This is a genomic window from Saprospiraceae bacterium, assembly GCA_016709995.1.
Lineage (GTDB): Bacteria > Bacteroidota > Bacteroidia > Chitinophagales > Saprospiraceae > JADJLQ01.
Genome location: JADJLQ010000006.1, coordinates 16,758 through 33,051, shown reverse-complemented (window position 1 = coordinate 33,051; position 16,294 = coordinate 16,758). Strand labels below are relative to the sequence as shown.

Below are 16,294 nucleotides of genomic sequence, written 5' to 3'. Positions count from 1 at the left end.
ACCTTTTTTGATTGAGTATATATGCAAGCGATTTATACCAAACCGAGCCTATACATTCTCCGGCACCACATAAGGATATCGATACTTACGGGACAAAAACATATCTGCTTCAGGATTATTGATAAACTGCTCGTACTCGCCATTAAATCGCAAAGTTTCCCCAACCCTATAGGCTATATTGGCCATATGGGGCAGTACGGTAGACATATGCCCTACCTCCACATCACAATTAAGGTCTGACCGTTTTCCAGAACGTAATGCTGTGATAAAATTCTTAAAATGAGCATTACCATCCGGAGCGGTGATGAAGGAAGTGTCGCCACCGACTGCTGCTCCTCCTCCTATATCTGATCCTGCAAAGGCTTTCTTCTCAGCGCCTTTATATGCCTTCCAGGTACTGCCATCTATTTCCATCCAACCTTCGGTGCCATAAAATAGGTTTCCGATCTGAACTCCTGCATTGGCTTCACCATTGGTATACCTGCCCCTGGTTTCAAATTCCAAAATTTTGCCATCTGCATATTCGAAATTAGAGATTTGAGTATTAGGCGTCTCCTGGGAGCATTCTAATGGAGATATTCCGAAGATACCACCCATGGATTGCACTTTAACGGGATGTACTTTTTTGTTCAAACCCCATCGTGCTATATCAAACTGATGAGGGCCCTGGTTGCCGGTATCGCCATTTCCAGTGGACCAATGCCAATGCCAGTTGTAATGCCCTTTTTTCTCATTATAGGGACGATAAGTCGCCGGGCCCAACCACATATCATAATCTAAAGTAGCTGGTGCTTCAGAATCTTTAGCTATACCAAATGAATTTCTTGGTTTATAACACAAACCTCTGGCCATATATACATCGCCTATACCTCCATTGTGCAGAAAGTTAATGGCGTTGATTACACTGCTGTTGGAGCGGTTTTGAAAACCTACCTGCACGATTTTATTGTATTTTCGGGCGGCTTCTACCATTTTTCTACCTTCCCAGATATTGTGAGAAGCTGGTTTTTCACTATAAGCATTTTTGCCGGCCTGACATGCCCAGATAGCAGCCAGTGCATGCCAATGATTAGGAGTGGCTATCAGGACAGCGTCGATTTCTTTATCATCATAGACTTTCCTCATATCAGTGACCGTGCCAGGCTTCATCCCATTTTGATTTTTTGTAGCAAGCTGCAGCCGCTCATCAAAAAATTTGGAATCAACATCGCAAAGGGTTTTGACCATCACATTGTCTTTGTATAAGCTGGTGAATCCTTTCAATAAGTCATTGCCTCTGCCGCCGATCCCAATAGATCCTAACATGATCCTGTCATTGGCACCTAAAATATTTTTGTAGGATTTAGCAGATAGACTATTGGTCCCAAGTACTACCGCGGAGGTAGCCAAAGTGGCATTTTTGATAAAATTTCTTCGATTAGACATTTCTATTTGTTATTTATAAAGTGAATAATTTACATTTTTGAGAATGCTGAAAACTTCGAATCCAAATCCGATTTATTTAATGTTTGGTTAGCGATGAGGATGCGATGTTTAAAAGTAACACTTTCTCCGTTTTTCAAAGCAAAATTCAATTTGTCTTTGCCGTCACTTAAAGCTTCCTGGCCTAGCGGATTGGCTGCGAATAATCCATACCCACGTGCATGCCAGTAGGTAGGGTAACCCACGTTTTGAGGATGGTCGAGAATCGCCAGGGATATATCTTCGCGGCCAATGTTAGAGGTCAATACCATCCAATTGGCTCTTTTGCCCCAACAATCCAGGCCCTCCACTCCGTTTGAATTAAGATATTGGCCATGCACGCCTTCATTGTTTAATACTTTTACTGTAGTCGCCACACCTTTGGAGTCTGTAAAAATTTGTGGTTTGTCATCGGGCAATTCTAATTCCCGGCAAACCCGGATACCCAGCACGCCTTCTTTATTGTCTTTAAAACTTACATCTCCATTGGCCGCAGTCAACCTGGTGATGCGATCAATAGAATATTCTTTATCTGTGGCCTTAAAAATAAAAGTCGTGTTTTCTAATAATAATATTTTTCCCTCGGGTGACACCCATTGCATCAGTACTTCCAACTTTCCATCCTGCATGCTGACTATTTTTTGATGCACGATCGTACCATATCTACTTCTTTTATCAGGTTTGATAGAATCAGAATTGTTCCAAAAGTCCAGGCCATTGACATCCCCGTAATTAAACCAGAGGCCTACATGATGCGGATGGTCCGTTCTTTCACCCACAGAATGTTCCAAAGGAAATCTTCGGGTGATCCTGGTACCCATAGGGGTAGTCAAAGGATATAAGACCGGTTTCTTGATATTGTCAGGATAGATATAAGAAGTGAATAGATGATCATCGACCAGTACATCAACCTTCTTTTCTGCGTCATTTCGGATAAAACGAATTTTCTTTTCTTTCCCTGGAAAGTTAATAAAAGAAGATACCATCAAACCAATACCTGTAAGCACTGCGATTACAATAAAATATTTTTTCATTTTTTTCAAAAATAGTAAGGAAGTCAAATGTAATGTTTTTCGAAAAGTATTTGACCATAAGTTCAGTTTTACTGTATTGCGATTACCCTATACTTTAACTTGTTGAAAACTAAAAAATGTTTTCACCATACCGATCCTCATAATTTACATAAATTGCAATTCAAAACCATAATCATATGATCAAAAAAATCTGGATGGTGATAGGCATCTTGTCCATCGCCTGTCTTCCTGCTATCAGTCAGAAAAAAAAGAAAACCATGCCCGTGGTCGTAGCGCCACCCTCTTATGAAATCCTTAAGACGCAGGCTGCTCAGGGCATTCAATCATCTTATAATGCATATAAAGATATTGCTCTCCAGATCTGGAATTATGCGGAACTTGGCTACAAAGAGACCCAAAGCACAGCCTTATTGCAAGCTATACTCAAAAACGAAGGGTTTGCAGTTCAGGCGGGGATCGCTGATATTCCTACTGCCTTTGTAGCTACCTATGGCAGTGGCTCGCCCGTCATCGCCATCCTGGCGGAGTACGATGCGCTACCCGGACTTGCACAACGAGCGGTACCCGAAAAATCTGCGATCGAAGGTCAGGCGGGTGGTCATGGTTGTGGCCATCATCTGTTTGGAACTGCCTCTGTGGCTGCTGGCATAGCCATCAAAAAGCTGCTCGAAGAAAAGAAAATATCCGGTACGGTAAAAGTATTTGGCTGTCCTGCAGAAGAAGGAGGTTCTGGCAAAGTATACCTGGTGCGGGCAGGTTTATTCGATGATGTCGATGTAGCAGTACACTGGCACCCAGGCAATGCCAACAGTGTGACTATGACCAGTGCGCTGGCCAATAGCTCTGCTAAGTTTAGATTTTATGGACTTTCTGCACATGCTGCCGGGGCACCGGACAAAGGCAGATCGGCACTGGATGCAGTAGAGGCCATGGACTATATGGTCAATATGATGAGAGAACATGTACCGCAGGAGTCCAGGATTCATTATGTGATTACCTCCGGGGGCAAAGCGCCCAATGTAGTCCCTGATTTTGCGGAAGTATATTATTATGTCAGGCATCCTAAACGCGACCAGGTAAAACTCATATTTGAAAGAGTGGTCAATACAGCCAAAGCGGCCGCACTAGGCACTGATACCCGCATGGAATATGAGGTCATTGGAGGTACTCACGACCTATTAATAAACAAAACGCTGGGCGAAGCCATGCAAAAGAATCTGGAGAAAGTAGGCGGAGTAAGTTATACCGAAGAAGAAAAAGTCTTTGCACAAAAAATCCAATCCACTTTTAATTATACGGTACCAGCTATCGAATCAGCGGGACAAGTCTCTCCACTCAAAATCGAAATGGATTCAGGTGGTGGCTCGACTGATGTAGGTGATGTGAGTTATGCAGTACCTACGGTAGGGATGCGCGCAGCGACCTGGGCGCCCGGTACTCCTGCTCACAGCTGGCAGGCGGTAGCTTGCGGCGGTACAGAGATGGGCACCAAAGGAATGATGGTAGCTGCCAAGACCATGGCCATGACTGCTATAGACCTGTTTACTGATCCAATGTTGATTCAGAAAGCCAAAGCAGAGTTTAAATTAATGAAAGGGGACTATCATTATGAAGCCTTGTTGGGGGATAGGAAGCCTGCCTTGAATTATAGGGATTGATTTCCGTGCTTCCCCGTGTCTTCCGTGGCTATCAAAGTTGCGTAGCAACGTTTCAAATGCCCGGTTTCACCGATCTTCCACCCCTAAAGACGCTGCCACCAACTGAATATCCCCATACGTATACTTATCTCCAAAGGTCTCCTTCAATTCTTTATGGGTCAGGGAGGGATGAAGGCTCATATACGCGCTGAGTGTTTCTGCTTTTTCTGATGGCATGATATCCGTGAGCTTGATCAATCCCTTTGAGATGTATCGCGCAAGATGACCTTCAATAGTAGAAATACCAAGGCCTCTTTCCTTCGATATTTCCTCTATGGTTTTACCAGACTTAAACATATCATAGGTGGCTTGCTGGGTAGCACCTTTGACAAATTTTGGTTTTTCCACCACGACATCATGAACCTCTGTAGTTTGAAGTCCCTTGCTGTCACCGTAATCATGGATGATGCGAAGCAACTGGTCCCCATATAAATCTAACTTTACTTTTCCCAGGCCATTGATCTTAGACAAAGCGGCAATATTGCCCGGCAGCTCATCGCAGAGATATTTTATAGTCTTTTGCGGAAGCACCATATACTGTGGTACATTTTTTTCATTGGCGATCTGATCCCGCCATTGTTTGATGATTTCATACAGATCGGGATTACCCTCTGCAGTTCGATTGGCAGCATAGCTCACTCCTTTCGGTTTTTTCGGGATCACTAGGGTGTCAGCATCTATAGATATATTGGCTTTGGTCTGTAAGTATTTTATAGAATCAAATCCATCCTGGCAAATTTCAAGGAGCTTTTGCTTTTCTATCAAAGATCTAAGCGTAACTTCATAAGATTTTGAAATCAGTTTTTGAGTCTCTTTGTTATCACACTCCAGGTCCAGAGATCTTAAAGGAGTATATACCAGCTCCGTCAATTTTTGATAAAGAAAACTACTACCTTTCTTGATTCTCTCTTGCAGTGCAGCATGCTCCTCAGGCAGTTCGTCCAGGTTAAAATAACTATCCAGTTGAAATAAAAATTTGTCAGCTATGATTTTGACATCGGATTCCAGTAACGGTCCCAGTTTATTTAATTGGATGGTGGCCTCACCTTTTAATTGATCGGCAAATGGCTCTACGGTTCGCGTAAGATAATATAGATTTTTTTGACAGGTTCCGAAGTCAAACAATTCTTTGATCCACTCTGCTTGTGATTGTTTTTTGGCCTGTTTCAGAGATTGTTCGGAAAGGTCCTGGAGCGCACTCTGATCGTTGAAAGTAGTGATGAGCCCGTCTGATTTGACACTCCTCACCCCAATAGGAGTACTGAGCACCAGGCCCTCAAAAGACTTGCATCGGCTGAGCGCCACATAGACCTGCCCATGTGCAAAAGATGATTGAGCATCGATGATGGCACGCTCAAAGGTAAGTCCCTGACTTTTATGTATCGTGATAGCCCAGGCGGTTTTGATCGGAAACTGAGTAAAGGAGCCTATGAGCTTTTCCTGCAGCATTTTGTTTTCATCCAGGACATATTTGATATTATTCCAGGTCACTCTGCTGGTGACTATCGTAGCGGTATCATCCTGGCAGCGAACATGGATGTTTTGCTCCTCGATTTTAGTGATGACCCCTAGTTTACCATTATAAAATAATTTTTCTCTATTGCTATCATTTTTGACAAACATGACCTGGGCGCCTACTTTCAGATCCAGTTTAAATTCATTGGGGTACATGTGCTCGGGAAAGTCATCGACTACCTCCGCCTTGAAAGAATGCAACTTGCCCTCCAGCTCCATCAACCGGGTTTGATTGATCGATTGGGCAGCATGGTTATGGGTAGTCAGCGTGATGTATTCAGGACCTTCTGCAGGGTTAAAATCAGGTTGGTACCGACTATTTAATTGATCTATACTTTCAGCGTCCAGTTGATTATCCCTGACCTTATTAAGCAGTCGGATGAATATTTCGTCTTCCTGACGGTAAATTTTGGTCAGCTCAATGGTCATCAGTTGGCTCCGTTTTAATGCGATACTTTCAAAAAAGTAGATGCTGGCATAGTGATCCTTGATCAGATTCCATTCGTCGTCTTTGATGACCGGAGCCAACTGGTGCAGATCGCCGATCATCAATAACTGTACCCCGCCAAAAGGCTTATTTCGCACCCGGTATCGTCGCAGTACCTCATCGATGGCGTCCAGTAGATCCGCCCGGACCATACTGATTTCGTCGATGACAAGCAGATCCATTGCTTTGATAGCCTTGATTTTTTCTTTACTGAATTTATGTTCAAATCTTTTTTCAGCAGTGCCATTCGCAGCCGGTATGAATGGACCAAAAGGCAATTGAAAAAAGGAATGGATGGTCACTCCCTCTGCATTGATAGCCGCTACACCTGTGGGTGCTACAATCACCATCCGTTTCGGTGAGGACTTTTTTAAGTTTTTCAGAAAAGTAGTTTTACCTGTACCCGCCTTCCCTGTGAGAAATACATGGCGGTTGGTATAGCGTACATATTGATCTGCGAGTTCGAGCCTGGGATTCGTGTGAAGCATAAAAAATGTAAAAGTAATGAATGTGTGTTTGATAAAATGAACGACACAAACATACTGGCAGGCACTTATGTTTAGCAAGGAATAATCGATTGCTTTCGATTACAATCGTTTGTAACTGTTTGCATATTTAAAACAGGGAGCCATCGTGTACTAAAATTGAATCCCTTTTTCCCTCATTGTATTTTTTAACTTTTCAGGAATATCCCTGCAGCTGCAATGCTGTCGATGTTGCAAATGCCATTCGATCCTTTGATCCAGACTTGCATTTTTGGGCATTACATGGGCCTGGTGCCACTCCTTATTTAATTTTGAGACAGCTGGTTTCATATTTGATGACTGATCTTTTATTAAAAATTGGTTGATTCCCGAATTAATGATACACCTTCTGATAAATTAGAAGAATGATCAATACAACTAACAGACCTGTATAAATTAATTTATTATATTTTGCCAGCCATTCGGGCAGATAGATATCAAAATTGTCTTTCGTAGAATCTGAGTATTTTCTGGCTACCAAAGTCAATGGGCATTTCATCCCATATAGCAGCAAGATCACCCCTTCCAATACAAAAGATCCAAGACCCAACCATACATAGATACCTATTCTGTTCGTGATGACAGCATAATATAAATAGATCATCACCAGGTTAAAAAGTATCCAGATCAGGGTGTGTACCAATTTGATCCGGATGAGGTTTTTTGAATGAAGATCCACCATTCCTTTTTTTACCAATTTAAACCAACTTCAACTTTTCTTCAGCACCTATTATTTTTCAATTCAATCCTGAAGCTCACGCACATTGTATTCGATGTTTTTTAAATAAAATTTTCCATAAACAAACTCCCCTTCCGGATAGTGCCATACCGCCTGTCCATAGGCGACTACATTTCTACCATCGATCGATTTGTAATCCATGACCGGAGTTGAAAACCGATATCGCTTTGTATCTGAGATATCATAGCGATCATCAGAGACAAAATTGATCAGTTGTCCCGTTTCATTAAAATATAAAATGGCGCTAATCTGATGTCCTCTGTTGGTAAAGACAACTTTGGTCGTGAGGTCATCGATCTCCACCCACCGGATCCTGTCATCGATCAGAGCGGCCGGTGCCATCAGACAAAGGTCATTCAATACAGTGACTGTCTCAGCCTGATCCATCTCAGTACCATTTTTATTGACGACATTCCATAAGCCCCCCAGTTTGACTTGCATGCTGGCAGCACCATTAAGATATTTGTGATATCCCGGTACATACATCCCAACTATTTTTGCTTTCATATAAAACAATCTGGTCGGTTCTTTCATAAAATTATATTGGACCGTATTAAATTTAAACCAATTCATTTTTTTGCTGCGCATCTCCCCTTCAAATGCGATTCTGACATTTTTCACTTTATCTTTTCCGATGGCTCCCGTATATCGGATATATTTTTGAACAGGTGCAGGCAAAGATGCCAGATCTTGCTCTGTCAATAGATCAGGGATATCATTATGGGTTTGAATTAAGTTAGTCCTCACATCCTCCCTGAATCGTGCCTCAAAGAGCTGACTTGCACGGCTCGTCATGGCCATCATCAGAATGATCACATTGGCTATCGTTCCAAATTTTGCATCCTGCCAGCTCAGGATGATGAGTATCTGTGAAACCACTACACCAAAAGCAGCGATTACAGGCCACCATTCTTTTTTAAACAAATACCCTGTGCCGGCTATCAGGAATAAGAGGGCAGCCAACAACCATATGGCGCCGGTTTGTTTTGAAATATCCCTGGTCAATGAAGTGATCTGCCCTACACCGAAGGCTTTGGAAAACCCCATTAAATGGATGAGCCCATGCACCAACACAATAAAAGCAAATACATATTTCATATTAAAATTATTTTTTTACCGGATGACTGGATTGTTTTTTCCATAGATAATTGCCATCATCCTGCCGCAGGACCAACCAAACTGCGAAGGATACCGTGATGGAAAAAGGGAATGCCGAGCCCACCATCAAAGGTGCTATACTCAGCAAAAACAGGATGCTGCCTATACATGCTCCCCGCATCAACCAACCTCTTAAACTCATCCCTATAGCTATCAGAGCCTGGCCTGCTGCGATCGCCAGGACTATTTCAATAGGGTGTTGACTAAACCAGCCGTGGATAAAATCGCTATAAACCGGGATAGCCTGATCAGCATACTCCAGGTAGGCATTCGGATGTTTGATCGCCGTAAGGGTATTGACCACGAAAGCAGCAAAAAACACGACACTCAGCATTCCCCTGGCTATTCTGGTGTTTTTCCAGGCGAAATACAACAGGATTAAACTGGCTATTTGTGAAAAAACATAAGGCTGCCAATACAGTTTAATATCACTGATAAATTCACTCATAGCATTACTTAAACAATGAATTATACATCATTTTTCAAGTACCGCAAAGAAAGCATAATACCGCTCTACCCGCATTGATCCTGATCACCCTGGATGATGATACTCAATAGAATGGATGCTACAGAGCCCTTGCCGAAAGCCCCAAATCATTATCTCAGGTTCCATATATATTTAATACTTTTGGCCCTTCACATTTCAAAAAAAACCTTACATGAAATATTCAATTTTTCTATTCCTATTCTGCATCGCCCTTTTTTCCTGTAAATCCAAAGAAAAGGCTGCTCCTGTGGCAGAAACACCCGCTGCTGCCCCCATGGTAGATCCCAATCTCCCGGTCCTTACCGATGAAGAAAAAGCCAATGGCTGGAAGCTTTTGTTTGACGGCACCTCTACCGCAGGATGGCACCGGTACGGAGGAGCTCCTATAGGTCCCGCCTGGAAAGCCAGCGATGGTAGCCTCATGCTCGATGCCAGCAATAAAGAAGGCTGGCAGTCCAATGGAGGCGGTGATATCGTGACCAATGAAGAGTACGAAAACTACCACCTCAAAATAGAGTGGAAAATAGATACTTGTGGCAATAGCGGTATCATCTTTGGAGTACACGAAGACACGGTCAAGTATGATTATGTTTGGCATACCGGTCCGGAAATGCAAGTGCTCGACAATGCCTGCCATCCTGATGCCAAAATCATCAAACACCGTGCAGGAGACCTGTATGACCTGATCTCTTCCTCTGTAGAAACTGTCAGACCAGCTTTAGAGTGGAACCAGGCAGAGATCGTCAGCAATGCCGGTGCACTTGATTTATATCTCAATGGCCAAAAAGTAGTCAGCACACATACCAATGATGCCGCCTGGAAGAAGTTGATCGCCGGCAGCAAATTTAAATCGATGAAAGACTTCGGTTCTTTTGCCAAAGGTGGGATTTCACTTCAGGATCATGGCCATACCGTTTGGTTCAGGAATATTAAGATTAAGAGCCTTTAGTTTTTGATCGGCTAAGCTTACCGTTTTATTTGTTTTGTTTCCCAGCAGATATTGATGACAGTATCTGCTGGGATTACTGTATGCGCAAACGAATTTTTATTTAATGGTTTTTGCCAAAAGATGATGGGTGGTATACTGCTCAATCTTATAACTTTGCACCTATTATGAAGTCAAAATATTTTGCGCTATTCATTATTGGATTAGCCTCCTTCTCCGTCAGTTTTGCAGCAGTAAGATTACCCGCTTTATTTGGGGATCATATGGTTCTCCAACAAAATGCAGATGCCCCTTTTTGGGGATGGTCAGAGCCCAACGCCACCATCACGATATCTTGTAGCTGGGATCAGGAACTGCACATCACCAAAGCTGACCGCTGGGCCAAATGGAAGACTTCCATCAAAACACCACCCGCTGGAGGGCCTTTTACCATCACGATCTCCGAGCGCAATACCATTATATTACATCATGTCATGGTCGGCGAAGTCTGGCTATGTTCTGGCCAGTCCAATATGGAATGGACTCTGGGTAGCGGTATTGACAATAAGGAATCAGAGATCGCCAATGCCAATCATCCACTCATCCATCATATCCGTATCCCTAAAGGTTCTTCTGACTATCCGCAGGAAAACATAGAAGCCGGCTGGGAAGTGTGTAGCCCGGAGAGTGTAGCAGGGTTTAGTGCTGTCGCCTATTTTTTCGCACGTGAATTGACAGAGCAGTTGCACATCCCGGTAGGCCTTATCCATACCAGTTGGGGTGGCTCGGCAGCAGAAGCCTGGACACCTAAAAACATCATCGAAGCAGATCCTGAATATGCGCAATGGCGCACCCTTTATCCGGAAACCTACCAATGGCCTTATCAGCCTGGCAGCACGTATAATGCGATGATCTATCCCCTGGCTCCGTATAAGATAGCTGGTGCACTTTGGTATCAGGGGGAATCCAATACCGGCAATGCCCTGGTATATCGTAGGCTGTTTCCTGATATGATCAAAAGTTGGCGGGATTTATGGGGTTATGAGTTTCCGTTTTATTATGTGCAGATAGCCCCCTTCAATTACGGCCGCCCCTTACAAGGAGCGCTGGTGCAGGAAGCCCAAAGACTCACCCTTCAAGCCTCTCCTTCCACAGGAATGGCAGTGACTACCGATATAGGCAATGTGCAGGACATCCACCCAAAGAACAAACAGGATGTGGGAAAAAGACTTGCTTTATGGGCTTTGGCCAAAAATTATCATGAAAACATTCCCTACTGCGGTCCTTTGTATAATAAAATAGCCCGGGAAGGAAATAAAATAAAAGTATTTTTTGACCATATGGAAGGTGGTCTCGAGCTTAAAGGCACCAAACCCGACTTGTATAAAATAGCTGGTGACAATCGACAATTTGTAGAGGCTAAAGTCGAAGTGGAAAAAGATGGTTTGCTCCTGTCCAGCGAATTAGTACCTGACCCGGTAGCAGTACGTTATGCTTTTACCAATGTCGCAGAAGGCAATCTGTATAATAAATCCGGCTTGCCTGCCACCCCATTCCGCTCCGATGATTGGCCTGTCATATATAATAATGTATCGATCAAGTCAGTCTATGACCCCGCCCAACAAGGTTTCATCATCAGTATGGAAGGGGATGGCAGTGACAAAATCGTCTATAGCCTGGATGGCAATGAACCCGGCTTAAACTCCACCATCTACGAAGGCCCGTTTGTAGTCAAAGAAAAGACCAATATCACCGCTAAAGGAATATTACAAAACCAACTTTCTGAAAATTCAACCACCAAAGATGTACTCCTCAGCAAAGCCACTTATCGCCCACTGACCGTCCTAACCCCCAGCAGTGAAAAATATAGCAAAGGAGGAAACTACACCCTCATCAACGGTCAAAAAGGCAATATCAACAATGTCAACGATCCGGAATGGCAAGGATGGGAAGGGGATAATATGGAAGTCGTGGTGGATCTTGGCGTCAGTCAAAAAGCTAAGAAAATATCTATCGAATTTCTTCAAAATCAAAACGCCTGGGTATTCCTGCCCAGCCAGGTTATTATCAGCACCTCGACCAATAATAGAAATTTCACTGATGTGCTCAAACAAGCTGAGCCTACCACCAACAATCGGGTCCCCCAAACTAAGAACTATACCGCCGACATCAATGTCAATGTGCGTTTTGTCCGCATTAAAGCTGTCAATATCGGTACCTGCCCACCCTGGCATCAGGGTGCCGGAAGCAAAGCTTTGATATTGGCGGATGAGATTATGGTAGAGTAGAGGTTCTGCCGGCTCCCCCCTGCCTACCGGACAGGCAGGCTTCGGAGGGGGCTGGGAGTGGAATAACAAGCAGATTTTGGCTTACCAAACAAACGCCCGTCTCCCAAGATTCACAATAAAACCCATGCACAACCTTCTCCCCCCTGCCTACCGGACAGGCAGGCTTCGGAGGGGGCTGGAGGGTGGAATAAAAAACCATAGACCACTTTTTCCTCACCTCTGCAAGTCTGGGTCTCCTCCCACACCACCACCAACCCACTCTCCCACACCCCCGAATACAAATGTTAAATTCACCATCCGTATTCCTAAACAAAAACCAAAAGAATTATCCACCCTCACCCCCCACTTAGCCTCTTGACATCTAACATATTAAACTGTACCTTGCACGGTTTGTATTCAAGCTTACCTTATTAAACTTATAGCATATGTCAGGACAAGACAATTATAGCCTATTGCTCGCTAAGCTCGATCAGTTTATCCGCAAGTATTATACCAACCAAATCATCCGTGGGGTCCTCTTTACGATGGGATCCGTGTTATTGGTTTTTTTGGCGTATAACCTGTTGGAACATGAGTTTTATTTTAGCAAAGGCGTCCGCAAAGTCTTGTTCTATTCATTTAATGCCATCACCCTCGCAGCCGTAGCCTATTGGGTCGCCTTGCCGGTGTTAAACTATTTTCACCTGGGCTCTACCATCTCTCACGAACAAGCAGCCAGGATCATCGGGGATCACTTTGCAGATGTCAAAGACAAATTACTCAATATCCTCCAGCTCAAATCTCAGTCTACTGATCGCGAACAGGTGCAACTCATCGAAGCCAGCGTACAACAAAAAAGTGCACAGATACAACTGGTGCCTTTCAAAAACGCGATCGATCTGAGCAAAAACAAAAAACACTTGCGCTTTGCACTACCGCCCCTGCTCCTGTTGCTGGCCCTATTAGTCGGTGCTCCCAGCCTCATCAAAGAAAGCTCCAGCCGAATCATCCATAACGACGAAGAGTTTGAAAAAGCAGCACCTTTCCATTTTAAAATTCAGGACGAAACCCCTGCAGTGGTTCAATTTGACAATTATACCCTCGATATGGAAGTGGATGGTTCTATCCTGCCATCAGAGGTATTTATCGAAGTCGATCAGTATCCCTATCGCATGAACAAAGTAGACGCTACTCACTATACTTATACTTTCAACAATGTGCAGAAGAATACGGGCTTTAAAATGTTCAGCGGCAAGGTCAACTCCAGACCTTACGAACTGGCAGTATTGAAAAAACCCAATCTCAGTGAGTTTTCTATCAAATTAGACTATCCGGCCTACACCGGTCGCAAAGACGAATCCGTCCAAAATATTGGCGATGTGCTGGTACCACAGGGCACCAAACTATCCTGGCAGATAGATGCAGAGAATACCGATCACGTGATGATGTCCTTTGGGGGTAACCAACCTAAAGAAATCAATCGCAATGGCTCACAATATTTTACCAATAGCCATCAGGCACTCAGTGACCAGGATTATAAAATCTATATCTCCAATGCCGCCATCCCAGACCCTGATTCGATCCAGTATCACCTGAGAGTCATCGCCGATCAGCACCCCACGATCCAACTGGAACAGTTCATCGACAGTGCAGTGGACACCAGGATGATTTATTTTGCCGGCAACGGGTCCGATGATTATGGTTTGACAAAGCTGGCCTTTAACTATGCTATTATTCATCCTAATGGCAAACAGGAATCTGCTGCCCCCATAGCGATCCCCATCAAAAACTCCAACAAAACTCCTTATGAATATCAGTGGGATACCAAAGAAATCGATCTGCAGCCGGGTGATCAGCTCAGCTATTATTTTGAGCTGTATGACAATGATGGCATTCATGGACCCAAATCAGTAAAATCCAATGTGCTCAGCCTGCGCCTGGCCTCCAAAGAAGAACTGGAAGATCAAAACAGCAAAAACAGTGAAGACATCAAAGATGAATTAAAAGAGGCCATCGAGCAAAACCGCAAACTGCAGGAGCAAATGAATCAGCTCCGCGAGAAAATGATCCAGGAAAAACAAGCCAACTGGCAGGATAAAAAAGAATTGGAGCGACTGATGGAGCTGCAGAAAGAAATTCAAAAAAAGATAGACAGCGCCAAAAACAAATTCCAGGAAAACCTCCGCAACCAGGAAAAATTTGAAAAGACCAATGATCGTATCCTGGAGAAACAGGAACAGATAGAAAAAATGTTTGACCAACTGCAGGATCCTAAACTGCAGGAACTCATGGACAAGATCCAGGAACTCATGCAGAAACTGGAAAAAGATCAGTCCCTCCCCATGATGGACGAGATGAAAATGGAAAACAAAGAGCTGGAGAAAGAACTGGATCGCATGATGGAGCTGTTCAAGACCCTGGAAGTCGAGCATCAAATGCAGCAGGCCATAGACAAACTCAAAGAGATGGCCAAAGAAGAAGAACAGATCAGCGATAAGACCAAAGACCTGGACCCTAAAGAAAAGACTGACCAGCAAAATAAAGATCAGCAAAACAAAGACAAAGCCGATCAGGACAAAGCCGACCAGGAAAAGAAAGACAAGGCAGATCAGAATAAAGCTGACGATCAGAATAAAGACAAAACAGATCAGCAAAAAGCCGACGATCAAAACAAAGATCAGGCAGACAAAGACAAAGCCGACCAACAAAAAGAAGCCCCTGCCACCAAAGAAGAACTCGAAAAGCAACAGGAAGAGCTCAATAAAAAAATGGAAAAACTCGAGGAAAGCCTGGAAGATCTGAAAAAGAAAAATGAAGAGCTGGAGCGACCTAAAAAGATGGAGGACAACAAAGAGAAGGCTGATGATATCAAAAAAGATATGGAGAAAAGCTCTCAGGAGATGAAGCAAAGCCAAAACAGCAAAGCGTCCAAATCCCAAAAGAGTGCAGCCAATAAAATGAAAGACATGGCCCAGTCCATGGAAAACCAGATGCAGCAACAAGAGCAGGAGCAGGCAGAAGAAGATGTCAAAGCACTCCGACAGCTGCTCGAAAACCTGGTCGATATGTCTTTTGATCAGGAAAATCTCATCAAAGAGGTGAGCACCACCATGGTCAATACCCCAAAATATACCGACCTCTTACAGCAGCAGTTTAAAATCAAAGACGACTTTAAGATGATCGAAGACAGCCTGCAGGAGCTCAGCAAAAGAGTATTCCAGTTGGAGGCTTTTATCACAGAAAAAGTCAATGAGATCAATACCCAGATGGCCTCCTCACTGGACGAACTCGAGCAAAGAAACAAACCCAAAGCCGGCGACAATCAGCAGAGAGTCATGAAAAATGTCAACGATCTCGCCCTCATGCTCTCCGAGTCCATGCAGAACATGCAGCAGCAGATGTCGGGTGCCGCCTGCGCCAATCCTAAAAAATCCGGCAAAGGAGAAGGCCAGAAGCCCATGGATAAGATCTCCGAAGGCCAAAAAGGCATGAAAGAGCAGCTCGAGCAAATGAAAAAATCCATGGAAGGTAAAAGCGGCGAAGGCGCCGGCAGCAAAGAGTTTGCCAAGGCTGCAGCCAGGCAGGCAGCGCTCAGAGAAGCACTCAAAGAGATGCAAAAAGAAAGACAACAGCGCGGCGAAAAGACCCAGGACCTCCAGCAGATCATCGATGGCATGGACAAAACCGAGACCGAACTCGTCAACAAACAGCTCACCAATGAGATGATGCAGCGGCAAAATGAGATCATGACCCGACTGCTCGAAGCGGAGAATGCGGAGCGTGAAAGAAAGCAGGACGAAAAAAGAAAATCAGAGACCGCGCAGGAATTGGAACGAAAATTGCCTCCATCCTTGCAGGAGTATCTAAAAAAACGCGAAGCCGAGATCGATCTGTACAAAACAGTATCCCCCGATGTTACACCTTATTACCGATCCCTGGTCGAAGAGTATATGCGGACGCTCCGGACTGAAAATGGAAATACAAACAAGAAATAACAGGC

At 44.0% G+C, this 16,294-nt stretch carries 10 protein-coding genes; 4 read left to right on the top strand and 6 right to left on the bottom strand.

Annotated features, from left to right (window positions below; translation table 11 throughout):
• Positions 1-48: 48 nt before the first annotated feature.
• Both IPJ09_21520 and IPJ09_21515 read right to left on the bottom strand, forming a co-directional pair.
• A complete protein-coding gene (locus IPJ09_21520; GenBank protein MBK7373947.1) occupies positions 49-1,425 on the bottom strand; it encodes a Gfo/Idh/MocA family oxidoreductase in 1,377 nt (458 codons plus the stop codon).
• A 29-nt stretch (positions 1,426-1,454) separates the two neighbouring features.
• Positions 1,455-2,495, bottom strand: coding sequence for a PmoA family protein (locus tag IPJ09_21515; protein MBK7373946.1), 1,041 nt, complete (start codon positions 2,493-2,495; stop codon positions 1,455-1,457).
• A 257-nt stretch (positions 2,496-2,752) separates the two neighbouring features.
• On the opposite strand from IPJ09_21515, the gene IPJ09_21510 reads away from it, so the two are divergent.
• The gene (locus IPJ09_21510; protein MBK7373945.1) at positions 2,753-4,153 is read left to right on the top strand and encodes an amidohydrolase; all 1,401 of its coding nucleotides are present in this window, start codon (positions 2,753-2,755) and stop codon (positions 4,151-4,153) included.
• 66 nt (positions 4,154-4,219) lie between these two features.
• Here the strand turns inward: IPJ09_21510 and IPJ09_21505 are convergent, their stop codons facing one another.
• The 4 genes from IPJ09_21505 to IPJ09_21490 form a co-directional block, all read right to left on the bottom strand.
• Positions 4,220-6,682, bottom strand: a complete 2,463-nt coding sequence (locus IPJ09_21505) for a helix-turn-helix domain-containing protein (GenBank protein MBK7373944.1) — start codon at positions 6,680-6,682, stop codon at positions 4,220-4,222.
• A 370-nt stretch (positions 6,683-7,052) separates the two neighbouring features.
• Positions 7,053-7,400, bottom strand: a complete 348-nt coding sequence (locus IPJ09_21500; protein MBK7373943.1) for a hypothetical protein — start codon at positions 7,398-7,400, stop codon at positions 7,053-7,055.
• Positions 7,401-7,460: 60 nt separating this feature from the next.
• Positions 7,461-8,555, bottom strand: a complete 1,095-nt coding sequence (locus IPJ09_21495) for a hypothetical protein (GenBank protein MBK7373942.1) — start codon at positions 8,553-8,555, stop codon at positions 7,461-7,463.
• A gap of 7 nt (positions 8,556-8,562) precedes the next feature.
• Positions 8,563-9,063, bottom strand: coding sequence for a hypothetical protein (locus IPJ09_21490; GenBank protein MBK7373941.1), 501 nt, complete (start codon positions 9,061-9,063; stop codon positions 8,563-8,565).
• A 211-nt stretch (positions 9,064-9,274) separates the two neighbouring features.
• Between IPJ09_21490 and IPJ09_21485 the strand changes: the two genes are divergently transcribed.
• From IPJ09_21485 to IPJ09_21475, 3 genes are all read left to right on the top strand, one after another.
• Complete coding sequence (locus IPJ09_21485; protein MBK7373940.1) at positions 9,275-10,051, top strand: DUF1080 domain-containing protein; 777 nt, start codon at positions 9,275-9,277, stop codon at positions 10,049-10,051.
• A gap of 164 nt (positions 10,052-10,215) precedes the next feature.
• A complete protein-coding gene (locus tag IPJ09_21480; GenBank protein ID MBK7373939.1) occupies positions 10,216-12,315 on the top strand; it encodes a discoidin domain-containing protein in 2,100 nt (699 codons plus the stop codon).
• 425 nt (positions 12,316-12,740) lie between these two features.
• Positions 12,741-16,289 (top strand): DUF4175 domain-containing protein, encoded by a 3,549-nt coding sequence (locus IPJ09_21475; GenBank protein MBK7373938.1) that lies wholly within the window; start codon positions 12,741-12,743, stop codon positions 16,287-16,289.
• Positions 16,290-16,294: the final 5 nt, after the last annotated feature.